27 protein-coding genes and 1 tRNA gene are annotated in these 23822 nt (G+C 44.6%); 19 read left to right on the forward strand and 9 right to left on the reverse strand.

From position 1 onward, the window contains the following. Window positions 1–406: hypothetical protein (locus GF401_17280; protein MBD3346812.1), on the reverse strand; the 406-nt coding region annotated here is incomplete at its 3' end. A 355-nt stretch (window positions 407–761) separates the two neighbouring features. On the opposite strand from GF401_17280, the gene GF401_17285 reads away from it, so the two are divergent. After that, window positions 762–929, forward strand: coding sequence for a hypothetical protein (locus GF401_17285; GenBank protein MBD3346813.1), 168 nt, complete (start codon window positions 762–764; stop codon window positions 927–929). Window positions 930–1029: 100 nt separating this feature from the next. On the opposite strand, the gene GF401_17290 is transcribed toward GF401_17285, so the two are convergent. Continuing rightward, window positions 1030–1401 carry a PIN domain-containing protein gene (locus GF401_17290; protein MBD3346814.1) on the reverse strand — a complete coding sequence of 124 codons (372 nt, stop codon included), beginning with the start codon at window positions 1399–1401 and terminating at the stop codon, window positions 1030–1032. Next, window positions 1398–1604, reverse strand: a complete 207-nt coding sequence (locus GF401_17295; protein ID MBD3346815.1) for an AbrB family transcriptional regulator — start codon at window positions 1602–1604, stop codon at window positions 1398–1400. Before GF401_17295 ends, GF401_17290 begins: the two co-directional genes overlap by 4 nt. A gap of 388 nt (window positions 1605–1992) precedes the next feature. Between GF401_17295 and GF401_17300 the strand changes: the two genes are divergently transcribed. The 3 genes from GF401_17300 to GF401_17310 all read left to right on the forward strand — a co-directional run bounded on the left by GF401_17300 (window position 1993) and on the right by GF401_17310 (window position 6942). Continuing rightward, the gene (locus GF401_17300; protein ID MBD3346816.1) at window positions 1993–3291 is read left to right on the forward strand and encodes an AI-2E family transporter; all 1299 of its coding nucleotides are present in this window, start codon (window positions 1993–1995) and stop codon (window positions 3289–3291) included. Window positions 3292–3461: 170 nt separating this feature from the next. Then, window positions 3462–5777 carry an acetate/propionate family kinase gene (locus tag GF401_17305; protein ID MBD3346817.1) on the forward strand — a complete coding sequence of 772 codons (2316 nt, stop codon included), beginning with the start codon at window positions 3462–3464 and terminating at the stop codon, window positions 5775–5777. A gap of 46 nt (window positions 5778–5823) precedes the next feature. Beyond that, window positions 5824–6942, forward strand: a complete 1119-nt coding sequence (locus tag GF401_17310) for a DUF418 domain-containing transporter (protein MBD3346818.1) — start codon at window positions 5824–5826, stop codon at window positions 6940–6942. Between the two features lie 6 nt (window positions 6943–6948). Here the strand turns inward: GF401_17310 and GF401_17315 are convergent, their stop codons facing one another. From GF401_17315 to GF401_17325, 3 genes are all read right to left on the reverse strand, one after another. Beyond that, the gene (locus tag GF401_17315; GenBank protein ID MBD3346819.1) at window positions 6949–7365 is read right to left on the reverse strand and encodes a MerR family transcriptional regulator; all 417 of its coding nucleotides are present in this window, start codon (window positions 7363–7365) and stop codon (window positions 6949–6951) included. Window positions 7366–7439: 74 nt separating this feature from the next. After that, complete coding sequence (locus GF401_17320) at window positions 7440–7739, reverse strand: hypothetical protein (GenBank protein ID MBD3346820.1); 300 nt, start codon at window positions 7737–7739, stop codon at window positions 7440–7442. A 35-nt stretch (window positions 7740–7774) separates the two neighbouring features. Next, window positions 7775–8635 carry a sigma-70 family RNA polymerase sigma factor gene (locus tag GF401_17325; GenBank protein ID MBD3346821.1) on the reverse strand — a complete coding sequence of 287 codons (861 nt, stop codon included), beginning with the start codon at window positions 8633–8635 and terminating at the stop codon, window positions 7775–7777. A 296-nt stretch (window positions 8636–8931) separates the two neighbouring features. On the opposite strand from GF401_17325, the gene GF401_17330 reads away from it, so the two are divergent. From GF401_17330 to ftsY, 12 genes are all read left to right on the forward strand, one after another. Further along, window positions 8932–9696: a methyltransferase domain-containing protein gene (locus tag GF401_17330; protein ID MBD3346822.1), complete on the forward strand. Its 765-nt coding sequence runs from the start codon at window positions 8932–8934 to the stop codon at window positions 9694–9696. A 6-nt stretch (window positions 9697–9702) separates the two neighbouring features. Further along, complete coding sequence (locus GF401_17335; GenBank protein MBD3346823.1) at window positions 9703–10482, forward strand: ATP-binding cassette domain-containing protein; 780 nt, start codon at window positions 9703–9705, stop codon at window positions 10480–10482. Continuing rightward, the gene (locus GF401_17340) at window positions 10479–11117 is read left to right on the forward strand and encodes an ABC transporter permease subunit (protein MBD3346824.1); all 639 of its coding nucleotides are present in this window, start codon (window positions 10479–10481) and stop codon (window positions 11115–11117) included. The genes GF401_17335 and GF401_17340 overlap by 4 nt, the downstream gene beginning before the upstream one ends. A gap of 16 nt (window positions 11118–11133) precedes the next feature. After that, entirely contained in the window at window positions 11134–12054 is a 921-nt protein-coding gene (locus GF401_17345) for a glycine/betaine ABC transporter substrate-binding protein (protein MBD3346825.1), read from the forward strand. A 191-nt stretch (window positions 12055–12245) separates the two neighbouring features. Continuing rightward, window positions 12246–12473 (forward strand): hypothetical protein, encoded by a 228-nt coding sequence (locus GF401_17350; protein ID MBD3346826.1) that lies wholly within the window; start codon window positions 12246–12248, stop codon window positions 12471–12473. Between the two features lie 91 nt (window positions 12474–12564). After that, window positions 12565–12648, forward strand: a tRNA-Leu gene (locus GF401_17355). Window positions 12649–12759: 111 nt separating this feature from the next. Continuing rightward, complete coding sequence (gene mutL, locus GF401_17360) at window positions 12760–14613, forward strand: DNA mismatch repair endonuclease MutL (GenBank protein MBD3346827.1); 1854 nt, start codon at window positions 12760–12762, stop codon at window positions 14611–14613. After that, window positions 14552–15313, forward strand: coding sequence for an anti-sigma factor antagonist (locus GF401_17365; GenBank protein ID MBD3346828.1), 762 nt, complete (start codon window positions 14552–14554; stop codon window positions 15311–15313). Before mutL ends, GF401_17365 begins: the two co-directional genes overlap by 62 nt. 38 nt (window positions 15314–15351) lie before the next feature. Next, window positions 15352–16746, forward strand: coding sequence for a tRNA (N(6)-L-threonylcarbamoyladenosine(37)-C(2))-methylthiotransferase MtaB (mtaB, locus tag GF401_17370; GenBank protein ID MBD3346829.1), 1395 nt, complete (start codon window positions 15352–15354; stop codon window positions 16744–16746). After that, the gene (locus tag GF401_17375) at window positions 16619–17647 is read left to right on the forward strand and encodes an HDOD domain-containing protein (GenBank protein MBD3346830.1); all 1029 of its coding nucleotides are present in this window, start codon (window positions 16619–16621) and stop codon (window positions 17645–17647) included. The genes mtaB and GF401_17375 overlap by 128 nt, the downstream gene beginning before the upstream one ends. 5 nt (window positions 17648–17652) lie before the next feature. Next, window positions 17653–18510 carry an HDOD domain-containing protein gene (locus GF401_17380; GenBank protein MBD3346831.1) on the forward strand — a complete coding sequence of 286 codons (858 nt, stop codon included), beginning with the start codon at window positions 17653–17655 and terminating at the stop codon, window positions 18508–18510. 45 nt (window positions 18511–18555) lie between these two features. Then, entirely contained in the window at window positions 18556–19458 is a 903-nt protein-coding gene (ftsY, locus tag GF401_17385; GenBank protein MBD3346832.1) for a signal recognition particle-docking protein FtsY, read from the forward strand. Between the two features lie 323 nt (window positions 19459–19781). On the opposite strand, the gene GF401_17390 is transcribed toward ftsY, so the two are convergent. The 3 genes from GF401_17390 to GF401_17400 are packed head-to-tail and all read right to left on the reverse strand — an operon-like array spanning window position 19782 to window position 21952. Next, window positions 19782–19928, reverse strand: a complete 147-nt coding sequence (locus GF401_17390; GenBank protein MBD3346833.1) for a hypothetical protein — start codon at window positions 19926–19928, stop codon at window positions 19782–19784. Window positions 19929–19930: 2 nt separating this feature from the next. Beyond that, complete coding sequence (gene tsaD / locus GF401_17395; GenBank protein MBD3346834.1) at window positions 19931–20953, reverse strand: tRNA (adenosine(37)-N6)-threonylcarbamoyltransferase complex transferase subunit TsaD; 1023 nt, start codon at window positions 20951–20953, stop codon at window positions 19931–19933. Window positions 20954–20962: 9 nt separating this feature from the next. Continuing rightward, window positions 20963–21952, reverse strand: a complete 990-nt coding sequence (locus tag GF401_17400; GenBank protein MBD3346835.1) for a hypothetical protein — start codon at window positions 21950–21952, stop codon at window positions 20963–20965. A gap of 115 nt (window positions 21953–22067) precedes the next feature. On the opposite strand from GF401_17400, the gene GF401_17405 reads away from it, so the two are divergent. From GF401_17405 to GF401_17415, 3 genes are all read left to right on the forward strand, one after another. Next, the gene (locus GF401_17405; GenBank protein ID MBD3346836.1) at window positions 22068–22973 is read left to right on the forward strand and encodes a response regulator; all 906 of its coding nucleotides are present in this window, start codon (window positions 22068–22070) and stop codon (window positions 22971–22973) included. Window positions 22974–23071: 98 nt separating this feature from the next. Then, window positions 23072–23503 carry a response regulator gene (locus GF401_17410; protein MBD3346837.1) on the forward strand — a complete coding sequence of 144 codons (432 nt, stop codon included), beginning with the start codon at window positions 23072–23074 and terminating at the stop codon, window positions 23501–23503. Between the two features lie 95 nt (window positions 23504–23598). Beyond that, window positions 23599–23811: a hypothetical protein gene (locus GF401_17415; GenBank protein ID MBD3346838.1), complete on the forward strand. Its 213-nt coding sequence runs from the start codon at window positions 23599–23601 to the stop codon at window positions 23809–23811. Window positions 23812–23822: the final 11 nt, after the last annotated feature.

Consider the following 23822-nt stretch of genomic DNA (forward strand, 5'->3'; position numbering starts at 1 on the left):
CGATATCGGGCATGCCGTTTCGCTTGCTTGCCCAGGTGACTCCTTTGTCGGTGCTTTTGCAGGGCCCGCTCATGGTGGCTGCCCAGATTATATCAGGATTTTCAGGGTGAAACGTAAAATCGCCGATCTCCCAGCTCGGAAGGCCGAAAGTCGCAAGCCATGAATCTCCTTTATCAAAACTGACGCCAATACCCAACATATCGCCGCCTAAAAGGACATGGTTGGGATCGTGGGGGCTGACTGCAATCGAAGTAAGCCGGCCGCCGGATCCGGGTTCGTGAAGCGGGGTCCATTCGATCTGGGTAGCGGCGATGGCTGGCATAAAACACCATGGTGCCAGGAACGCAACCGCCCGGACACATTTGATTAGGTCATCCGGCACAATTCCGGTAATTTTTCCGATCACTATTTTTCCCTCGATGAATTTTAAGAGGTTTCGCCTTTTACGCAAACAGTATGTAATCAAAATATAAAATGGAGCATAACAACAAATATATATTGACTTCATAAATATGCTTTGAAAAAATCAATAGCGGGATTTTTCTGAACCAATCAATTAATTTCTCAAAATCACCTGCAACCGGCTATTATTTTTTATCAATGCACAACATGCCATGTAGAACTCTGTTTCTTATTTTGATTGCCGCGATTTTTTTTTGCAGCAGGGATTCTTCGATTGCTCCAACCGAAAAACTCTCAGCGCCTGTACCGGTCGCTCCTGATTCCAACGATTCCGGATTTATTATTGACGGCATTCAATCGTGGTATCTAATTCCCATCCGGTCAGCCTTAATGAGAAAAATTTCAGCGAGCTTGATAGTGTCCTGGATTATTGCGATCGTTTTCTGGCATCGGAAGGTAAAGGGTCTGTTGTGTATGCGCGAATGAAAGATCTTCGGAAGGTGTGGAATCAGACAAATAGCAGGTAGATAACAATTATGCCAGGCTGGAAGGCTGTGAGCTACTCATATTTCGAATATATTCTGGTTGTGATTTTCTGTATATGCTGTATTGGACGTGATACCGGTTTTAAGCAGGAAAGAATATAACCCCTTCACGCCCCTCAAAATCACTGTCCTGGGTCCATACTACTGCGTTATACTTACGGGCGGTAGCAAGGATAATACTATCTGCCATGGGAAGAGAGAATTGCAGGCTGATCAATGCTGCATTACACGCCAGGCTTGCGGTCAAATCGACAACGGATCCCTGTTGTAAATGTGCCTGCGCGACTATTGCCGAATCGGCCCCCTTTTCCCGCATCAACACCTCGGTTACTTCGTAAATAACTATCGATGGAACAAGCAGGTTGCCGATATCCTGTATCGGTTCGGCAAATTTTTCTGCGTTTGCGCTGTCAGCCAGAAATGCAAGCCATCCGGAAGAATCAACAAGGTTCATACGCGGTCCTGCTCACGATCGATTGTCGTATTAATACCGCGTGCAAAGCCCCTCAGGTCACCCAATGTGCGGAGAGGAACAAACTCTATGCGATCCCCGAATTCCACAACCTGCATTTTTTGTCCCGGCTGAAGATGCATCGATTCACGGATGCTGCGCGGGATAACTACCTGGAATTTCGGCGAAATTTTCACGGTTTCCATAAAGCCTCTATCGATATTGCACTTGTATTACAAATATACTATCGATATGGCATAAATGCAAATATTTCTTTTCAGGGTGTGAAACTAAATATCGGAATTCAGTCTTGTCCAAAATAGAACGCTAATTACGCTAATATAGCTGATAATCGCTGATCAGAAAGATAAAAATATCAATCTAAAAAAATACAAAACAAAGAATTGCCATAAACAAATCCACATCCCCTCCTCGCTTTCAATCGGAATGCCGGTAATCCCTCCAAAGCTCCGCGAATCACCGAAACTTTTGCGGTGCAAAAACGCCATAACAGTAATTAAATAATCCTTTCCTTGATTTCGCTGCCCTGCACAGCTATTTTTATGAACAATAACTTTCCATTATGGAGTTTATATGCCCGAAAATCCCGTACCTGAAAAAAACAATAATCCTCAAAAAGAGCAGGATTCACCGGAAAATCCCAAAAGCCCGGAAACAGTTGATTCTCATTCGGAAAAACCTGCGGAACAGTCTGCGGGCCCGAATCCTGATGAGGAGCAGAGAAACAAACCGGTAGAGAAGTTTCCGGTGAAATCGACTCAACCGGATTCCCTGAATATCGGACACCATTCGTCCGCCTATAAAGCCACTGGTGCCCGTCTCAACCGAAAAGTCCTCGTTGTCATGCTTGTCCTTCTCGGCCTGATGCTTGTTCCTATTATTAAACAGTTTCTGGTCCCCCTGGTTCTTGCCGCTACTTTTGCGACTCTTTTCTATCCGTTATATCAATGGTTTTTGAAACACTTCAAGCACAAAAAGGCCCTCTGCTCCGTACTCACCTGTCTGATTCTTATTCTGGGAGTACTTATTCCTGCCTATATTTTGGTTCACCTCGTGACTCTTCAGACAATCGAATTATACACTACTGCAGAACCGAAAATACGGGAGGTAATCAGCAGGGGAGAGGAAGGTATTCTTGGGCAGCTGCAAGATTTCAAGCTGGTTAGCTGGCTCAGGCTGAGTCAGATAGACTGGAGATCATCACTGCAGGATGCAGCCAAATCACTCGGCAAGATTTTGACCGCTGCTTTCAGCCGGACATCCACCGGTGTTCTCCAGCTTGCCGCCAATCTTGCAATCATGTTTTTTACCATGTTTTATTTCTTTATTGATGGTGAACACATTATACGCCATCTCCGGTATCTGAGCCCCTTGCGGAACGATTATGAAGACCTCATTTTCAGCAGGTTTCTTCTCATATCTCGCGCAACTGTCAAAGGAACCTTTCTGGTTGGATTGACCCAGGGAGCGATCGGTGGAATAACACTCCTTATCTTCGGCATAAACACATGGCTTTTATGGGGATTTATCATGGTAATCCTCTCGATCATACCCATGATTGGCGCGTGGCTTGTGATGGTTCCTGCTGCAATTATACAGATTCTTCTGGGCAATATCTGGCAGGGTGTCGGTATCGCAATAGTCAGTACCGTTGTCATTTCAAATATCGATAACCTTCTCAGGCCCCGACTGGTGGGGAAAGATGCCAAAATGCATGACCTTCTGATATTTTTCTCGACCCTGGGCGGGATCGCAATCTTTGGTGTCATGGGCTTTATTGTAGGACCGGTGATTGTTTCGCTCTTTATCACGGTGCTCGACATTTACGGCATGGAATTCAAAGAAGAACTGTCATCGCCCTATACCAATTGAAATGTTTTCCGCGGAACACCCCCAAAGGCACGGAATAGAGAAACGATACGTGTCTCTTGTGGCTGGATGCCGGATAGTGCAATAACATCTATAGTATTCGGGATTTGATTGTCTTATGAGCATTGGAATTTGAGAGGTAGAAAACATTTCTTATGACAACTGATAAAAATATGAATAATTCAATTTTAATGGGTTTCCTTCTCCAAAACGTTCCTCTCTTTACGGGTTTTTCTGAAGAAAAGATTCAGAAATTAATCGACCATTCCCGTGTTACCACATTCGAGGGTAAGGAAGCGGTTGTCGAGTTTGGTGAAGAAGGAAGATTTCTCGGCGTTATACTTGAGGGCACCGCCGAAGTATCGGTAACCGACAATACCGGTAAAAAATATAAGGTAGCAATTCTTGAACCGGGAGATATTTACGGCGAAATGTCACTTATGACCGGGGATAAAACAGTTGCTGATGTAATCGGAATAACCCGGTGTAAAACACTGCTCATTCCCCAGACACTTTTTTCTTCGATGGTGATAACTCATCCGCCCGCAATCCGATATCTGTCGAAACTCATAGCCCGGCGGTCAAAGGGTTATGCTCCCGGTATGGAGGTTACCTCCGAAGCGTTACACAAAAGCGATGATCCCTATGGGTTCAGGCTTCGGACCGAAATGCCTTCAAAAATACTCATTATCAACTGCGGATCGTCATCATTAAAATACACCCTTTTTGATACCGGGAATCCGGGTGCAGAAATCCGTGGTGTGGTGGAGCGAATCGGTGAGTCACGGTTGATACATTTATCATCGTACAGCACTACACGCAGCTCCGATGAGCTTCCCGGGGGAGATCATGCCGATGCATTCAGAGCCGTGATCGATTATCTTGTCGATAAATGTAAGGTAATCAAATCTCCCGGCGATATTACGGCGGTGGGGCACCGGGTTGTTCATGGAGGTGATCAATTTTCCGGGCCGGTTATTATCGATGATACGACAATGAAAGCAATTGAGGATGCCGCCGTTCTGGCCCCCCTTCATAACCCCGTGAATATTATCGGCATTCGCGAGGCACAGAAGATTTTTCATTCTGTACCCCATGTTGCTGTGTTCGATACGACCTTTCATCATACACTCCCGCCCTATGCCTATATGTATGGGCTTCCCTATGAACTGTATAAAGAGAAAAAAATCCGCCGTTACGGATTCCATGGGATGTCTCATTTCTACATATCCCTCAAAGCCGCCGAATATTTGCATCGCCCGTTCAATGAACTCGAAATAATTTCGTGTCACCTGGGAAACGGAGCATCCATGTGCGCAATCGACCATGGACGGTCGGTTGATACGAGCATGGGTTTTACTCCCACGCCCGGTTTGATTATGGGAACCCGGACAGGTGATATCGATCCGTCAATACTGCTCCATCTCATGCGGACCGAAAACATGTCGGTTGATGAACTGGATCATTTAATTAATAAAGAGAGCGGATTAAAGGGAATATCGGGAATCTCAAACGATATGCGGGAAATCGAAGATGCCGCGGAAAGGGGAGAGCACCGTGCTCTTCTGGCATACAAATCATTCTGTTATCACATACGTAAATATATCGGGGCCTATGTGGCGGCGATGCAGGGGCTTGATGTGGTTGTGTTTACCGGGGGAATAGGATATAAAAGTCCTGGAGTGAGGAGCCTTTCCTGTCAGGGACTCGGCTACATGGGGATTGATATCGATGAGTCGAAAAATCATTCGGTTCCCAGTGACGGCGCTGTAACAGATATTTCTCACGAAGGATCACCGGTCAGAATCCTGGTCATTCAAACCGATGAGGAACGGATGATCGCCAGGGAAACGCTCAGAACAATCCAGACAGAATATATTACCCGGATTGTATCTTCACAGAAGGAAACTCCGATTCCCATTGAAGTTTCCGCTCATCATGTTCATCTTTCACAAGACCATGTGGAACGCCTTTTCGGAATGGGTCACCAGTTGACCCCAATCGGTGATCTTTCCCAGCCCGGACAGTTTGCCTGCAAAGAGAGAGTGACATTTGTGGGGCCTAAGGGAAAAGTTGAACGGGTACGGGTTCTGGGACCGGTGCGGAAAGAGACTCAAGTGGAAATTTCCATGACCGAACAGTATAAACTGGGAATCCATCCACCCATACGGGAATCGGGAGACCTTGCCAATACCCCGGGCATTATCCTTGAAGCCGATGGAAGTAGTGTGTCAATCGATAAGGGGGTTATCTGCGCAATGCGTCATATTCACATGGCACCCGAAGATGCTCTGAAATTAGGACTGCGTGACCGATATGTTGTCCGCATGCGTGTCGGCGGCGACCGGGAACTGGTATACGGTGATATTTTAGTACGGGTGAATCCCCGGTATAAACTGGCGATGCATCTGGACACCGATGAAGCTAATGCGGCAAATATTACCGACGGTATGAATGGATATATAGATAGTATACAGAGCAGGGAGTAAAAAATTGGAGTGATAAAGAGGTGGAGTACCGAAAGAAAAATCGTTGATGATTCCTCAAATTCTTTCTAAACGCGGCGCGTACATCGATGCTCTTCGGGGAACTGCTGTCATACTCATGGTCCAGCAGCATCTCGGCAAATGGCTCTGGAACAATCCCTGGAACGATATCCGTTCACAACTCAGCCGCTATCCTTTACTGATCGGGTTTAATGCTCTCGGCGGGCTCGCGGCACCGATTTTTATTGTTTTAGCCGGCGTAGGGACGGTTTATTTCATCAATAAAAACTCCGGGACCAAATGTGTCCTATTTATTCGGGGGCTTTGCATAATCGGATTCGGTTATCTGCTCAATGTGATTACGCCCGGATGGTTTACCTGGGGAAGCTGGTATGTGTTGCACCTGATCGGCTTCTCTATCCTTCTCTCGCCACTGGTGCTCCGGCACAATTCGATCACGGTTTTAGCAATCGGTTTTTTTGCTCTTTTTATCGCCCCTCTGGGACAGGAAATTCTGCAAACTCCCTATAAACTATATAACCACGCAATGGGCGATACCACACTGCCGGGTGGGGTGTTGCGATTGATGTTCTTTGAAGGCCATTTTCCGATATTCCCCTGGTTTGGTCTGTTCTGTTTTGGTATTGTCACCGGAAAGCTTCTTATAAATCGTCAGACCCGGTTTTGCCTTGCTCTGGGAGGACTCTTTCTGGTACTTGGGGCGCTATTTCCTGCTATGAACAGCTTAATACTCCATGTCTCGAAAGATCATACTCTTTACAGGTTTGTTGCCCTCACCAGCCGGATCTATCCTCCCTTTCCACCCCTGCTTCTGCTTCTCTCGGCCGCAGTGGTTTTTCTTCTTATTTTCTACCGCTACATGGAAAACAAAAATGTTTTCAATGAACGCTCTGCCATTACTTTGCTTGGAAGATGTTCATTAACGCTTCTGATAGTACATGTTTTTCTGTTTCGTCAGATGGCGCAATGGCTCGATGTCTACAAGCTATTTTCCGCTTTTGGAACAGGATTCTTAATTTCAGGAGTAATCCTGCTCTTTGGTGTTATCGCTAAGTTCTGGAGCAAAGTTGATTTTGCATTGGGAGCAGAGTGGAGTATCAGGAAATGGGTACAAGCAGGGAGGAATGATAGTCCAGGGGAAAAATAAATAATTTTATTTGCTTTTATCGGTTACTTTCGAAACATATTCTTCGGCCTCTTTAATCACCACTTCCGAAAAAGCTTTGTCTTCACCCGAATAAGCCTTCTTTTTTTCTGAAGGAAGATCTTCGATTTCCTTCTCGATTTCTTCCAGATACTCATTCCGCGTTTTATCATCGAGCTTGTGCAGTAGTTTCTGGATCTCGATAATACCGGCGATATTTACTCTTTTGACACATCCTAAATAATGTATATACGCCAGAACATCGATATCCTTTAACGAATAGAGCCGCCGATTTCCTTCAGTACGGGAAGGCGTAATCAATCCCCGTTCTTCGTAAAGCCTGAGCATCCGGGGTTGAATATTTAAAATTTCAGCGACTGCCCCAATAGAAAAGTAGGGCTTGTTAACATTAAGTTTTCGAGGCATACTTGAAAAAAATAAAATGTCCACGCGAACTAATACAACTAACAGGTTTGATATTTTTCAGGTCAACAATATAATTATTTCGAATTTTGATCCGGAATATTTGATAGAGTAAATGCAGCGTCCTGATTGTCCTCTGGGTAATCAAGAACTTTGCCCTCAAGAACCGGCTGCAATTTTGAGTCAAATATCAGAATCTCCTCATTTCCATCATTTTTAACGATCTGGTCGTTACCCTGTGGTTCATCAATAACCATCCGTAATTTCCCCTCCTTATGAGGAGAAACAACAAGTCTGATTGCACTTTTCGGATCGCTTCCCTTACTCTCTAAAAGCTCTTTCAGCTGTTGTTTTGCTCTTCCGGTTACATTAAGCATATGAAACCTCGTCAAATATTGGTGTATTATTTCATTTAATGGTATGCACGAAGCAATTGTGTTTCAGGAGAATCTTTCAGTTTCTGGATTGCTCTTTGCTTGAGTTGCCTGACCCGTTCCCGGGTAATGTCGAACCGCTGCGATATCTCATCCAATGTAAGCGGAACACCGTCGTTGATACCAAAATAAAGGATAAGTATCTCTTTCTCCTTATCGCACAATGAACTCAAAACATTATAGATCTTCTGCCGAAGCGATACGGAATTGACATTGCTGTCGGGTGATGATATCGTTGAGTTGGTAAGAATATCAAGAAGTTTCAGGTCCTTCCCCTGAGCCAGGGGAGCATCCAGTGACGCATGATTGTTGCCGATACGAACAGCATCGATCACCCTGTCCTTATCGAGATCCAAGTCATCGGCGATTTCTTCAATATCGGGAGTCCTGCTTTTTCGCTGTTCCAGTTTGCTCTGGGCTTTTCCGATTTTGTGGATAGTTCCCACCTGATTAAGTGGCAATTTGGTTATTCGCGATTGGTTAGCCAGAGCCTGAAGAATAGACTGGCGGATCCACCAGACGGCATAGGAAATGAATTTGAAATTCTTGTTTTCATCAAACCGTTTCGCCGCCTTAATCAGCCCAAGATTCCCTTCGTTGATTAAATCGTTGAGCGGCAAACCCTGATTCTGATAAGTACGGGCAACTCCTACAACAAAACGAAGATTGCACTCGACCAGCTCTTTCAATGCCGACTTATCGCCTTTTTTAATCCGTCGAGCCAACTGGAACTCATCTTCCCGTGAAAGCGATTTGCTTTTGCTTATCTCTTTGAGATACTGCTCAAGCGATGTTGGCTTGACCCGGATATTATGTGGAATTGAGATAGTATGTGACATTCTTGTTAGTAGTACATTAAGTTAACATTAAAATGACAATTAAAGTAACACAAAAAAATAATAAATATTGCATCTATATAGCAAAATATATTATTATTACATACAAATAAAGTCAAAATACTTTTTGTTGGGAATAATGATGAGCCTGAATGAAACTGAAAAAACAGTAGGGCATAACAGGTGCTTCTATATAGAAGCAAATTAGCAGGGAAAAGATTAGCAGGGAAAAAGATTTGTATATCCCTGAAATTCTGTTCATCTCATTGGTCCCACTTATCTGAAAGGAGATCCAGAAAATGCCTGCAACTCTTAAGCGATACGATATCACATTTCCCGAAATATCCGGTTTGTCTCAAGACAAAGAATGGGTATTGTTTGATGATGGTGAATGTAAGCGAAAAGTGAGATTACATAACTATGATGAGATTTATCAGGTGCCCGGTTTATATGAAGAAATATTCTATAATAGCCTTCAATGCTGCTCACCGCGGGTTATTGTATCGATGTTAAAAGAGGAGATGGCCAGGGAAGGTGCTGATCCGAAAAACCTTTCAGTTCTCGATTTTGGTGCAGGAAATGGTATTGTAGGTGAAGAACTCCGGAAAATCGGCGTTAGCCGGGTTGTGGGTGCAGATATTATTCCGGAAGCGTGCGAAGCCGCATACCGTGACCGTCCGGGAGTCTATCATGACTACGCTGTCATGGATTTAAGTCAGATGGATGTTTTTACAACCAAGTCATTGCTTACTCATAAGTTCAATTCCCTGATTACTGTTGCCGCCCTTGGTTTCGGTGACATTCCAACCCAGGCATTTATCAATGCTTTCAATCTGGTTGAAGATGGCGGATGGATCGCTTTTAATATTAAAGAGACATTCCTTTCAGATAAAGATTTTACAGGATTCAAGGATCTTTTACACACAAATCTTGATACGAGTATTTCGATTTGTGCGAGCAAAAACTATTGCCATCGCCTTTCAATTACCGGGAAAAAGCTTCATTATGCAGCGGTTATCGGACGAAAGGTATCTGATATGAAAATGAACGACCGCAATAATTAACCCGGAATGATTGAATTTAAAAACGTCAGCAAACACTATAATGCAGACACTTACGGGGCAAAAGACCTCAGTTTTCTGGTAAAAGATGGAGAAATCTTTGTTCTTGTCGGTTTATCCGGATGTGGCAAGACAACCACATTAAAACTGATCAACCGATTGATCGAGGCGGATACCGGGGATATTAAGATTAACGGTATTGATGTAAAAGAGTGGGATCCTATTGCCCTCAGAAGGAATATCGGGTACGTCATTCAGGACTCCGGCCTGTTTCCTCATATGACTATTGCCGAAAATGTCGCCATTATTCCTCGATTAAAACGGTGGAACCGGAAAAAGATCGATGATACGGTCAGATCAATGCTTTCGAAGGTGGATCTTGACCCTGAGATTTACGGGAGCAGGTATCCAGCTCAGTTATCGGGCGGCCAGAAAAAAAGAGCTGGTGTGGCCCGGGCACTTGCCGGAAATGCCGAGATTATTCTCATGGATGAACCCTTTGGCGGGCTCGATCCGATAACCAGGGAAGAACTCCAGAATGAGTTTGTAAAACTGCAAAAAAAGCTGAGTAAATCGGTCGTTTTTGTGACCCATGATATCTTCGAGGCTGTGAAAATCGGAAATCGTATCGCTGTAATGCACGATGGCCGCATACAGCAGCTCAATTATCCCGATTTAATCCTGCATAATCCCGCCAACAAATTTGTTGAAAATTTTATCGGGCCTCACCGGGATTATCTGATAAACTATGCAGAAAAACTTGCTCGGGAAAAACGTTTAGTATTATGATGGCTTTTATTCGTTTTGTGCTTGAAAAAAAAGCGGAAATCCTTACCCTTACCGGCCAGCACATTACCCTGACCGGTATATCGGTATTTCTTGCAATTGTATGCGGGGTACCGCTGGGTATACTTTTAAGCAGGATCCAGTGGCTGGCGCGATGGGTCCTTGGATTGGCCGGAATTGTTCAGACAATCCCCAGCCTCGCTCTCCTTGGCTTTTTGGTTCCCATTCCGATTATCGGGGGGATCGGCATTACCCCCGCAATCGTTGCCCTTTTCCTCTATTCTCTTCTTGCGATAATCCGGAATACATATACCGGAATTATGCAGGTGGATGATTCCATAAAAGAAGCGGCCCGGGGAATCGGAATGACCGATTGGCAGCTTCTGACAAAAGTTGAGTTCCCGCTGGCATCACCTATGATAATGGCAGGAATCAGGATTTCTACCGTTATCTGTATCGGTATCGCAACGCTCTGTGCCGCAATTGGTGCCGGAGGATTAGGCCAGTTTATTTTTCGGGGAATATCTCTGGTGAATAACACAATGATTCTTGCCGGGGCAGTTCCCGCTGCGATCCTGGCACTTCTTCTTGATTTTATATTCGAACGATTCGAATCAATGATGAAACCTCCTATGTAGAGAATCGGGTAAAGTAATGGGTAAAAAACCTTATTTAATAATTAGTATCGTTGCTCTTGTTATCCTTGTTGCTGTAGGGCTGGGAATACATTCGATCATTACAATAAACAAGAAACAAAATGGTAGTATTATAATAGGAACGAAAAATTTTACCGAACAGATAATTCTGGGTGAGATAATGTCCCAGCTCATAGAAAATCGTATGAACGTACCGGTAAAAAGAAAGTTTAATCTGGGTGGAACATTTATCTGCTTTACTGCCCTTAAAAACGAAAAATTAGATTGCTATGCCGAATATACCGGCACAGGACTGGTTGCCATTCTTAAAGAAGAGGTAATAACCGAGCCCGACAGTTTGTATCGTAAAGTAAAGGAAGAGTTTAAGAACCGATGGAACCTTTTGTGGATGCCGCCTTTTGGATTTAATAATACCTATACATTAGCCATGAAAAAATCACTGGCAGAGAGCCTTTCAATCAGTACCATTTCCGATCTTAAAAAGAAGAGCGATATTCTTAAGGCCGGATTCAATCACGAATTTATGGGACGTCCCGACGGTTACCCCGGTCTGGTCCAACATTATAATTTCAAATTTGAAAAATCTCCCAGAGAAATGGATTCCGGGCTCATGTATAGGGCTATTGATGATGGTGAGGTTGATGTTATCTGCAGTTTTAAGACCGACGGCAAAATCAAGGCATACAATCTTGTTACCCTCAGGGATGATAAAAACTTTTTTCCGCCCTATTTTGCCGCACCGCTGGTTCGAAACACGACGGTGCAGGAATATCCGCAGCTACGTTCTGTACTAACTTCGCTCAAGGGAACTATAAGCGATAAAGAAATGAGTGAATTGAATTTCCGGGTTGATGAGAAAAATGAAGATCCCGCAGATGTTGCCCACTCATTTCTTCTTCAAAAAGATCTTATCGACTAAGACAACCTTTTTCGGTGAAAACACCAGATTAATCAATAGAAAGAGAAAAAGAGACGGGAAACCTCTATGGCAGGAATTACCGGATTTTTAAAAATGTTCCTAAAAGGTTCTTCTTAAAAACCGACAAAAAAACCTTTTGAATAAGTGGTATATACAATTGCTGCCACATCTTTGAAGAAAGGAATGATGTTATGAATTCACAGAATGATTCGGTCGTTTCCGTATCGGTTGTTGCAATGAATGAAAATCTTGCTATCAGTGAAGCTGCAAAGGAAAGCGCATTGCCTCATCCGTGGGCACGATACTGGAGAGATAAGCGATACGAAAAGGCTATTAATGCCGAGAAAAACGGTCCTTACAGCTGGGTCGTTAGAATTGATAAGGACCTGGCAACAAAGATCGGGAATGAAAACGATTAGGGCATAGTTTTTTAACCGAATGACCGTATTATATCGATTATTTCCTTATCCACAATATATTTTATCAGGATAATTCGTCACACGATGACTTGCGGAAGTGGTGGAATTGGTAGACGCGCTAGATTCAGGGTCTAGTGTACGAAAGTACGTGGGGGTTCAAATCCCCCCTTCCGCATTTTCACCATGCATAATTCCAGGTAATAATTGTTTCCAGTCTCAATTTTTTCAACCGGCTCGACCGTAATCAACCCCGACAATATCATTGTAACTATCCTTATACCAGCTTATGGCGCCGATGAGAAATCATATCGAAATTCTTCCCCGCCCGGTTGTAGAAAAGATCGCTGCCGGTGAGGTCATTGAGCGGCCGTCATCAGTGCTCAAAGAGCTGATCGAAAATTCAATCGATGCTGAGGCGGAAAAAATTGAAATCACTGTCGAGGATGCCGGTTTTGCATTAATCCGGGTTGCCGACAACGGTGTTGGTATGTCAAGCGATGATCTTTCCCGTTGTTTGATCCGGTATGCGACAAGCAAAATAACGTCTGCCGACGACCTCTTTGCTGTTGCCACCCTGGGATTCAGGGGGGAAGCGCTGGCAAGTATCGGTGCCGTGAGTAGAATGGAAATTATTTCAAGCGATTCGGACAGCGGCCTCGGAACTAAGGTGAATAGTCAGGGAGGCGAAAAATCAGAACCGGAACCCGAATCCCATGTACAGGGCACTACAATCACGGTTCGCGATCTGTTTTTTAATGTACCGGCGCGCAAAAAATTCATGAAATCCCGCAAGGCAGAGCGAATGAATATGCTCAAAATGATCGAACAGGTCGCTATCGCTTTTCCCACGATCCATTTCAAAGCCTGGTTTGATGGTAAACGGGTATTTGATACACCACCGGTCGATTCTCCACGAATGCGGATAGCTCAGGTTGCGGGAACCGAATTTGCCAAAGATTTAATCGAGTGCAGAAACAGCAGAGCTGAGATGGGGCTTCTTCTCTATGTCACCCCCCCCACGCATGCATCGGCCCGCCCGCGATACCAGAATCTCTATGTGAACCTTCGACGGGCAGATAACGATTCGGTCGCCTATGCTGTCAAAGAAGCCTACCGCCGGTTTATAACAACCCAGTACCGTCCGGCATATTTCTGTTTTCTGGATATCGATCCATCCAAAGTCGATGTCAATGTTCATCCGACAAAAAAAACTATCAAATTCGATGATGAAAAATCATTGTTTTCCTTTGTTTTTGCATCACTGCAATCGGCAGTCGATACCAATCTCAGGCCGGGCAATGATGAGCTTCCTTATCCGGATTTTCACCCTCCGGAATCACAGGGTCGATACTCTGTTGTCCGGGAAGAATCCTCATCGTTGGATACAAAATCACCCGAACAGCTTTCTCCAACACTCTTTTCTTCAGTTACTGTCGATCAGCACGGCAATATCCCTCAACCGCAAGCATCACTGCAATTTACCTATAAATCCGACAAAACGGAAAAACAACTTGATGGAACCATGGATAATACAGTACAATTATCAGAGAACGAAAAAAAGATTTTTCATGATCTGATCTCATGTTATCAAATCCATGAGACCTATATATTAGCGCCGATAAAAAATGGTATCCTGCTCATCGATCAGCACGCTGCTCATGAACGGGTTATCTACGAACAGACGCTTTCCGATTTAAGGAATGGGCGAACCGAATCTCAACAGCTGCTGTTTCCAATCACAATTGAACTCACAGCTTCAGAGAAGTCAGTTGTGAATTCATCGAGCGACTATTTTAAAGCATTTGGTTATGATATCCAGGATTTTGGCGGTAACACAGTAGCCGTTGCGGCAATTCCGGCTTTTTTAAAAGACTCTGATGTGGAGTATTCAATACGAACTATGGTACAATATCTTCTTGATGAAGATGATTCCCGTCGAATATCAGAACCGGAGAAAAGGTATGCAAGCGCCTTTGCCTGCGGCACCGCTGTCCGGGCCGGTCAGAAACTCGATCAGGAAGAAATGAACGGATTGCTCAACAGTCTTTTCGCCGCTGAAAATCCCTATACCTGTCCCCATGGACGGCCCACTGTTGTACGAATATCTCTCAATGAACTTTCCCGCAGGTTCCTGCGGTAAGGGAGGAATAATGGCTGTCGATAAAGATGGTGATATTACGTCTGTGTGCGCACCGGAAAATCTGAGCGGATCTCATGTCAAAGAAATGAAGGCAGCTATCAGCGAGGCGATGGATGAACATAACGACCGGATAGTGATCGACCTGAAAAAAACCGTCTTTATTGATTCTTCCGGGATCGGCGCACTGGTCTCGCTCGCAAAAGAACTGAAGTCCCGGGGGGAGCAACTTTCTCTTCGTAACGTGCAGGGAGATATCCGGGAACTCTTTGAAGAAACCGGGTTGGATAAAATCTTTGCCCTGGCTGATAATTCCAGCGATCTGACTCCGGAAGTCGATATCTTTGAGGAATCGGTCGATATCAAGCTCGAGATTGATCAGAAAACACTCAACAATGTCTGTATTTTTCATTTAAAAGGTGTTATGAATCACCCGCGGGGCTCTCGGTATTTCAAACAGCGGTTTCTTCTTGCCATGGAAAATCATAACAGGATCCTTCTCGACTTTGATGATCTGACTTTTTTCGACAGTTTGAGTGTAAGTGTCATTCTTAATATGAATAAACTTATCAAAGATACCGGCGGAAAACTTCGTGTTTCAGGCACAAATTATATAGTCAACGACCTTTTTTCTACCCTGAGTATCGACAAGATTATCCCATTTTACAAATCGGCCAGGGATGCGCTTGAAGAATGGGAATAGAAATCACCGCTTTACGGTATTACCCGTTACAGTAACAAATGATAAGAGCCAGAGAAAAAAGAAGGTGTTCGGATCCATTTTCCTTGCAAAAGCAGGCCTCGCAAAGCGGGACGGGCAAGCGGATTGCGTTGAAATCGCTCGGTTGTCGGACAAATCAGGAAGAGTTGCAGGCTATTGCCGCCCATTGCCTCCGGAAAGGGTACCGGATTGTTAACGACCTATCACAGGCCGATATAATTATTGTCAATACCTGCACAGTCACTCGTACTGCTGAAGCCAAATCCCGCCGGATGCTCGAGGCATCCCGAAGAAATGCATCACAGGCAAAAATTCTTGCCACCGGATGCCTTGCCCAGCAGAAACCCGAGATGGTCCGGAAGAAGATGCCGGTCGACTGGGTGGTAGGCAATGCTTACAAAGATCAAATATGCGCCATCATTTCGGAAAGTATGGGCGGTTGTGTTCATGCGCCGCTGAATACAAAAAGCGCAGAGCCCCTTCCCATGAATATTTCGCTCGTTCCTGTGCAAAAGGCGCTGCGGACCCGGTTCGCTCTGAAAATTCAGGAAGGATGCGATTTTCGCTGTACCTACTGTATCGTACCTTCTGTCCGTGGACCGGCCCGCTCCGTTTCTATGGGGACGGTGTTACAACAGGCAAAGCATGTTCTTTTGGCCGGCTATAAAGAAATTGTACTGACCGGAACACATATCGGTCAGTACCATAACGCTCAGAGCACAAATCTTGTCGATTTATTGGATGCTTTGGTGGCCCTTGAGGGTGATTTCCGGATCAGATTAAGCTCTATCGATCCTCGGGATCTTTCCAATGACCTTCTGGACCTGGTGGTCTCTTCCCCAAAAATCTGCAACCATCTTCATGTCTCAGTACAAAGCCTTTCTTCCCGGGTTGTTGAACGGATGGGACGAGATGCCGGGGCTGTAGAATCAACAATCGAGAAACTGGGCCTGATTCGAAAGAATAATCCGATACTTTGCCTCGGGGGAGATTTTATTGTCGGGTTTCCCGGTGAAACCGACGAGATGTTCGAAGAAACCATGGCGGGAATACATTCTGCAGGGTTCTGCTATGGTCATGTGTTTCGCTTTTCATCCCGTCCGGGCACACCTGCCGAATCGTTTACCCCCAAAGTTTGTCATCAGGTAAAAAACAGACGAAGTGTTCGTTTACGCTCGATACTCAAAAAAACTAAACAGGATTTTGCCCTCAGTGCAAAGCCGGTTGTTCAGAGAATCCTGGTCCAGAATCCATCACCGGTAATCGGGTACACTTCGAATTATCTGAATGTACGTGTTCCAAACCGGACGCTTCCCAAAAACAGCTGGGCGACTGTTACAATCAACGACTATAATCCCGATACGGGAATATGTATCGGCGAAATATGCTCAAATGATCCCGGAGAAATTTTATAGAAAGAGAATAGTTATGGGTGATGTCACACAGAGCGAACGCTATAACAGAGTTGTCGAAAATATCGATCAGCTTCCCTCACTCCCGGCGGTAGTAACCAGGCTTATCGAAATTGTCAATTCACCCGATACTTCTGCCGACGATGCTGCCGGGTTAATCGAAAAAGATCCCGCACTTACCAGTAAAATGCTCCGGCTTGCCAACAGTGCATTCTACGGTATTCCCCGTACCATATCGTCGGTATCGAGCGCAGTAGTCATTCTGGGATTTAATACGATCAAATCACTTGTACTGAGTGCATCGGTAATGAAGATTTTCGGCAACGATATGCAAAGCGAAAATTTCGATCGGAAACAGTTCTGGCGCCATTCAATTGTCTGCGCTCTTGCGGCGCGCACGATTGTACGGAGTTTCATGAATATCCGCATGATGGACCCTGAAAGCGCTTTTTGTGCCGGAATTCTCCACGACATAGGAAAGCTTGTCTTTGATCAGTATCTTCACGACGATTATCATGCTGCATGCCGGTACGCCGCAGAGAATAATGTTTCGCTGCTCGATGCCGAATCCCAGGTTCTGGGTATCACCCATGCCGAGCTTGGCAGGATGCTGGCCGATAAATGGGCTCTTCCTATCGAACTTGAAGCATCCATCGTTTCTCATCATGCACCCGATACCGCCGGAAAGATTATCGACCTTGTGACAGTTGTTCATGTGGCCGATATAATTACACACCATCTGAATGTCGATCTGTGGGAAGGGGAAACTGGCCCCCGGGAATGGGCACGGAGTCGTACACTTTTAAAAATGGATGATGCTATCTATCGCCGTATTGTCGAAACGGTGGAGAATGAAATAGATAAATCAAATGAATTCTTTTCCATAGTCAATTCGGGAGATTGATTGACATGGAAGAATTTGCTCTCCTTTTTGACCGTCTTCAGAACCTCCCGTCACCATCACCGGTACTCCAGAGGATCCGGACAATTATTACAAATCCCGAGTCTTCAGCGCAGGACCTTGTCGATGCGCTCAAACTGGATCCGGCTATGGCAGGGAAAGTACTGAAACTGGCAAATTCAGCCTATATCGGAATACCCAGAACCGTGTCATCATTACAAAATGCTGTCGTGCTCCTCGGGCAGAAACGACTGTATTCCCTTGTTATGGGGGCATCGGTGCTCTCGAACCTGAGAGTAAATACATTCCCTTCATTTTTCAACATAAAAAACTACTGGCGCCATTCAATTACTACCGCAGTTATTGCAGAATCGATCGCAAAACATCTCAACCGATATGATGATGTTTTTGACAGTGATGAAGTGTTTACTATTGGTATTTTGCATGATATCGGTAAGCTTGTTTTGTGCGGGTATGATCCGGAGCGGGTGAATGAAGCTCTCAGCCACAGTAAGTCGGTGAATAAACCTTTTTATTTATCCGAAGAGCCTCAATGTTCACATATGAAAATCGGAGCAGCACTCGCTTATCACTGGAATTTCCCCGATGTTCTTGCAGATGCAATAGAGTACCATCACACCCCCTTAAAGAGCGAAAAAGAGCATTCCTCGCTTTCGATAGTCCACACTGCCAATTGTATCGCCCATGTAGCCGGATTTCCCACTTTTGAAGGAGAGATCGATCCTCCGTTTGATGATGCCGCTGTGGCTGCAGTACGCCTCTCACCGGAACGTCTTCGGGTAATAACCGAAAACACCTTGAATTATGAGAAAAAAACAGAGTCCCTTCTTGATTTCATGACCTGAGGTGCCCGAGATTATTTTTAATAAAAACCACAGGGATAAAAGAGCATGAATGTTTTTGGAAAGCTGAAAGAAGGACTCAATAAGACACGTTCCCAGATTGCTACAATCGTAGGAAAGGCTGTCTTTGACGATTCATTTTACGATACCATTGAAGAGGCTTTGATCAGTGCTGATATCGGGATGGATTTGAGTCTGGAGATTATCGATGAAATGAAAGATGCTATTGCGCGACAGGGGATCACCGATGCTAAAGAGGCCTATGATCTCATGAAAAAGATCATCGCCGATAGTCTTCATGTGGTTCAATTCCCCGATGAGTTTCCTCCCAAGCCGTGGACTGTTCTTGTTGTTGGCGTAAACGGCGTAGGTAAAACCACGACGATCGGCAAGCTCTGTCATGAGTATACCCGTGAGGGAAAAGATGTTGTATTGGGTGCCGCCGATACCTTTCGCGCGGGCGCTGTGGAACAGCTGAGAATCTGGGCTCAGCGCAATAACGCCGGTTTTGTTTCTCAGGACATAGGCGCAGATCCGGCATCGGTGGCATTCGATGCACTGGAAGCCGCGCAATCGCGGGGGAGTGATGTTCTTCTCCTGGATACCGCCGGCCGCCTTCATACAAAAGCCAACCTGATGAATGAACTTCAGAAAATAGTCCGGGTACTTCGCCGGAAAGCGGCCCATGTACCCAATGAAATTCTTCTGGTTATCGATGCCACCACCGGACAGAATGCACTCCGTCAGGCCCGGGTTTTCAATGACGCCCTGGGACTCACCGGACTAATTATTACCAAGCTCGATGGTACGGCAAAGGGCGGTATTGCCGTTGCCTTAACAAAAGAGCTCAATATACCGATCCGGAAAATCGGCGTAGGGGAGGGGATAGAAGATCTTCAGGATTTCGACCCCCAGGCCTATGTGGATGCCATGTTCGGTGATATCAAATAATTAATTATTGATAAATATACTCACATAGGGTATAATCAAAGAAATATTCTGCGGCTTTGCATTCAGTGCAGGCTGGAAATATCCTGTACTTTCAAAAAAGCTTTTACTTTTTTACCATGGGTACACTTTGTGTTCGATGAAAGCCAATATCCCACATTACGATACCTTCGTTGCAAAAAATGCGGGATGATATTTGCTGCGCGTATGGAAGGGGCCAGGGAGTGTCCCGACTGTATGTCGGATGAAACCACTCCTTATAAACCTGGTGCAAATGAAGAACGATCAGGAGAACAACCGCAGTAGTCCACTCTCCCGATTAATAATCATTTTCTAATGCGTGTGCCGAGTTTTACCTCGATAAGTGTTACTGCATTGATAATTTTCTTTTCCATTTTGACCAATTGGATGCTTATCATGAGCAGGAAAAATATGATACTTGCTCCGAGACATCCCATCAAAAATGATCCCATAATTACTCCTTGCTGTTTCCGGATATTTCCTGAATTACTTTTCCGATTCCACCAGACGGCGCCATGCGGGGATAGCGTACCATATTTCTTTTGGCACGCATGAGTCCAGCCCGGGCAATCATCGCTGCATTATCGGTACAAAAGCGGGGTGAAGGAAAGAAGACGGTGCTACCGAACCGGGAGATGATTGCTTTTCGAAGGGTTCCATTGCAGGCAACACCCCCGGCAACAACGATCCGGCTGATTCCCGTTTGCTCTGATGCGGCTGAAAGCTGATTAACAAGCGACTTGATAACTGCATCCTGAAATCCCTTGCATATTACATCTTTATGGTTTTCGATAAACTCATGATCTTTTCCCTTGAGATAATTACGTACTGCGGTTTTCAAGCCCGAGAAACTGAAATCAAAGCCTGGTGTTGATAACCGTGCCACCGGAAACCGGACCGCTTTTTTTTCTCCCGCTCTATTTGCTTCCTGCTCAATAGAGCGGCCGGCAGGATAGGAAAAGCCGAGCATGGTGCCGACTTTGTCGAATGCTTCCCCCGCAGCATCATCGATAGTCTCACCAAGGCAATAATAGGACCCGAAATCATCAACGCGGTATATCGCCGTATGGCCGCCGGAGATGATCAGGCTCAAAAAGGGGTAGGAGAGAGAGGGATGCTCCAGAAAAATCGATTGAATGTGGCCTTCAAGATGATTTATACCGGTTACCGGAATTTTGTGCCGGATATGGATCCCTTGGGCATAGCTGATACCAACTAAAAGTGCTCCGGCAAGCCCCGGGCTGTCGGTGACTGCGAGGTGGTCGATTTTGTCAACCGACATGTTGCCCTTATCCAGAACGGAACGACACAGAGGACCGACTTTCTGAAGATGGGCGCGGGATGCGATTTCAGGAACAACGCCGCCGTAACGGGAATGAATATCCTGCGTATAGATTTCATCGGCAATAATAGTTTCATCGTCGAGAAGAGCGGCGGATGTTTCGTCGCATGATGTTTCGATTCCCAGAATGATCATAAAACAGTATCAATTTTCTATGCACGAAGCAAGTGTGGGATTGTTGCGAAGGATATATTTCAGTTCCTGTTGACAATTGCTTAAGATCGCATCGCCATGATGCATCTGGACGGTCTTTACGATTTGTTCCAGGTAATTGATTTCTTTTTCGTATAGAAACAGGATGTTTTCAAAATCGAGTTTCAGAACTGGGTTTTCGATATGGGGAAGTTTTTCGGATAAAATTTTCCACGCCCGGCTGAAATCGGCATCTTTCTTTGACGTTGAAAACAGGGGGATCGTGATCATTATGCGATCTGGGATTCCTTCATCCGGCTCATTCTGACGGTTTTCATCGACAATATCCAGAACATCATTTTCAGCCTCCATTGGTGGTTCAATCATTTCGGAGGGCATTTCCCCGCGCATTTCCGGTCGATTATAGGCCTGGTCTGCCTGGCCGGTAAAATCAGCATGATTACTGCTGTCTCCGGGCGACGGAAATTCTGCCTGAGGAGATTCAGGTTGATGCGCCCTTGAGGGCTCTTGAATAAAATGGCTGTCGGGCGAAGGCGCCTGAAATTGATGGCCGGTGGGCGCTTGCGATGTCGGGGGCATGACGGTATCGATCTGTGGATCGGGATTTACCGGTGATGGAGGATGATCATGCGGATGAACTTGCTCATCTTTCATCACAACTTCGGATGGAGAAAACGCACTTCTTACATTTCGTACAATTTGGATATCCTCGGAATCATTGTGGTTGTCTCCATGAATGCCGGAAACTTGTGCATGAGCAGGCGCAACATTTATATCTTCGTTAGTATGAAATCCTTTGCGTGCCTGTTGGACTTCTTTTCTCAGCGAATCAAACTCGGTGCTTTTTTTTCTGACCTCCTTTTCGACATTTGATATCCGTGTTGATGTGGATGCAATGAATATCCAGTTGAGGAAGGCGACCGTTACTGAGATAAGCGAAATGAGGCCAACAATACCATATATTATATAGAGTGTGTTCATGCTTTATTTTAATTATACTCGTTAGAAATAAAATTTGTCAAAAAGAATTGTGAAAAAAATATTTTATTTTAAATAATATACACAACTTGCAGCTGGATACAGGATTAGCGGCCATATGAATACCGATCAATACAGCATTCTTATTGTGGATGATGATGATACTATTCGCATGGTATTGAGCAAGTTTCTTCGGAAGAAGGGCTATACAATATTTGAGGCGCCGAATGGCAAGATCGGCCTCGATATGGTTGCCAGACATCATCCGCATATGGTCATATCCGATATCCAGATGCCTGAAATGGATGGTTTTGCTCTTATCCGGGAACTCCAGAAGAATTTTCCCGGAATAAAAAGAATTCTTATGACCGGCTATGATATCGACAGTTATGTAGATATGATCAGACAACATAATATCGGGAATGTATTGCCGAAAGGAAGTGATTTCAATCTCAATGAGCTGTCGCACTATATTCACAATTTGCTTACCGGAGAAATTTTCGGCCTCGAAAGGTATTTTCCAAAAGAAACAATTAAAACGAATATTGCCTGTACCCATGCCCAGGCACAGAAAATATGCAGCACCATTGTCGAACATTATCCTTCAAAGGGTGCCGTGTTTCTGGAAATTGCCATCGATGAGTTAATTTCCAATGCTGTTTTCCATGGGGTATTGCAAATGACGAATAAATCGAGAAGTGAATGGAGTGATGATTATACCCTTGCAAAAGAAGACGCCGTTACGATATCCTGGGCCAATGATGATGAAAAAATCGGGGTTGCTGTGGAAGACCCCAAGGGGAACCTGAAGAAAACCGATGTACTCAACTGGCTGGATAACCGGATTGATGAGAATATTCTCAACGAAAATGAGCATGGAAGAGGGTTTCTTCTGCTCCGGCGGCTGATCGATAAATTTATTGTCAATATCGATCCCGGAAAAAAAACCGAATGTATCATTCTCAACTATTTCGATCGGGAGCGAAAAAAGTCCAGAAAACCGCTTCTTATCCATGAACTCTGACTTTTTGCGATTGAAAAAAGTTGCAATTTATATGAAAATACTGCACTATTATGAATGGTGATACCTGATACTTTTTCGCTCTCTGCGAAAAAAATTTAATGAGGTGTATGCTGAAGATACTTATTATAGACGACGATGTTGCTGCATGTCAGGTTCTGAAAGAGAGCTTTGCCCGTCTTGGGTTCAAAAGCAAAAATGTGGTGACTGCTGAAGAGGGCATTGAAATACTTAAAAAAGAGAAATTTGATGTGGTTTTTGCCGCTCTTTCAGCCCGTATAAACGGGGGAAGAAGCGTTGCTCGATGGATCAAAAATAATAACCTCGATACCTACTGCTTTATTACAACAAGTTGGAAAGGCGAACTCGAAACCGAGCTGCTCAGAAATGACGGTGTCCATAAAGTTATTCATAAGCCTCTGACTTATAACCAGATAAAAGCGGTACTGGGAGAATCCTTCCTCTTACCCGACACATCAAAAATTGTAATTCCTAAAAACATATTACACAAAAATGATAAATCTCAAGAATAAAACCAATAAAAAGTTTGATTTTGACTAATTTTTTTGGAAATTTCCTCAATTTTTTATTATATTAGAAACAAAGAGAGGATGAGGAATCATTATTTATGATTAAACGAGCTGTAATTTCGGTTCTCATAACAGGGGCAAGCATTGTCGCCTTTGCCCAGGAAGCCGATTCAACGCAAACCTTCGATAACAGCTCTCAATCAATTCGAACTACCTCAAGCTCTTCACACGAAAACAAAAAAGCCAAACCCCTTGAAGTCAAGCCTACGGCAAAATCAAACTGGTCTCGAATCAAAGACCTTTTTCTTTAATCTGCTCTAAT

It is taken from the genome of Chitinivibrionales bacterium (genome assembly GCA_014728215.1).
Taxonomy (GTDB): domain Bacteria; phylum Fibrobacterota; class Chitinivibrionia; order Chitinivibrionales; family WJKA01; genus WJKA01.

Coding starts and splice junctions, on each gene's coding strand:
- GF401_17405 (MBD3346836.1), top strand. CDS start 22,068: ATGAATACCGATCAATACAGCATTCTTATTGTGGATGATGATGATACT.
- GF401_17330 (MBD3346822.1), top strand. CDS start 8,932: ATGCCTGCAACTCTTAAGCGATACGATATCACATTTCCCGAAATATCC.
- mutL (MBD3346827.1), top strand. CDS start 12,760: ATGGCGCCGATGAGAAATCATATCGAAATTCTTCCCCGCCCGGTTGTA.
- GF401_17315 (MBD3346819.1), bottom strand. CDS start 7,365: ATGCCTCGAAAACTTAATGTTAACAAGCCCTACTTTTCTATTGGGGCA.
- GF401_17345 (MBD3346825.1), top strand. CDS start 11,134: ATGGGTAAAAAACCTTATTTAATAATTAGTATCGTTGCTCTTGTTATC.
- GF401_17375 (MBD3346830.1), top strand. CDS start 16,619: ATGTACGTGTTCCAAACCGGACGCTTCCCAAAAACAGCTGGGCGACTG.
- GF401_17290 (MBD3346814.1), bottom strand. CDS start 1,401: ATGAACCTTGTTGATTCTTCCGGATGGCTTGCATTTCTGGCTGACAGC.
- GF401_17310 (MBD3346818.1), top strand. CDS start 5,824: ATGATTCCTCAAATTCTTTCTAAACGCGGCGCGTACATCGATGCTCTT.
- GF401_17335 (MBD3346823.1), top strand. CDS start 9,703: ATGATTGAATTTAAAAACGTCAGCAAACACTATAATGCAGACACTTAC.
- ftsY (MBD3346832.1), top strand. CDS start 18,556: ATGAATGTTTTTGGAAAGCTGAAAGAAGGACTCAATAAGACACGTTCC.
- GF401_17415 (MBD3346838.1), top strand. CDS start 23,599: ATGATTAAACGAGCTGTAATTTCGGTTCTCATAACAGGGGCAAGCATT.
- GF401_17325 (MBD3346821.1), bottom strand. CDS start 8,635: ATGTCACATACTATCTCAATTCCACATAATATCCGGGTCAAGCCAACA.
- GF401_17340 (MBD3346824.1), top strand. CDS start 10,479: ATGATGGCTTTTATTCGTTTTGTGCTTGAAAAAAAAGCGGAAATCCTT.
- GF401_17410 (MBD3346837.1), top strand. CDS start 23,072: ATGAGGTGTATGCTGAAGATACTTATTATAGACGACGATGTTGCTGCA.
- GF401_17320 (MBD3346820.1), bottom strand. CDS start 7,739: ATGCTTAATGTAACCGGAAGAGCAAAACAACAGCTGAAAGAGCTTTTA.
- GF401_17400 (MBD3346835.1), bottom strand. CDS start 21,952: ATGAACACACTCTATATAATATATGGTATTGTTGGCCTCATTTCGCTT.
- GF401_17350 (MBD3346826.1), top strand. CDS start 12,246: ATGAATTCACAGAATGATTCGGTCGTTTCCGTATCGGTTGTTGCAATG.
- GF401_17300 (MBD3346816.1), top strand. CDS start 1,993: ATGCCCGAAAATCCCGTACCTGAAAAAAACAATAATCCTCAAAAAGAG.
- GF401_17390 (MBD3346833.1), bottom strand. CDS start 19,928: ATGGGATCATTTTTGATGGGATGTCTCGGAGCAAGTATCATATTTTTC.
- GF401_17380 (MBD3346831.1), top strand. CDS start 17,653: ATGGAAGAATTTGCTCTCCTTTTTGACCGTCTTCAGAACCTCCCGTCA.
- GF401_17365 (MBD3346828.1), top strand. CDS start 14,552: ATGGACGGCCCACTGTTGTACGAATATCTCTCAATGAACTTTCCCGCA.
- mtaB (MBD3346829.1), top strand. CDS start 15,352: ATGATAAGAGCCAGAGAAAAAAGAAGGTGTTCGGATCCATTTTCCTTG.
- GF401_17305 (MBD3346817.1), top strand. CDS start 3,462: ATGAATAATTCAATTTTAATGGGTTTCCTTCTCCAAAACGTTCCTCTC.
- tsaD (MBD3346834.1), bottom strand. CDS start 20,953: ATGATCATTCTGGGAATCGAAACATCATGCGACGAAACATCCGCCGCT.
- GF401_17295 (MBD3346815.1), bottom strand. CDS start 1,604: ATGGAAACCGTGAAAATTTCGCCGAAATTCCAGGTAGTTATCCCGCGC.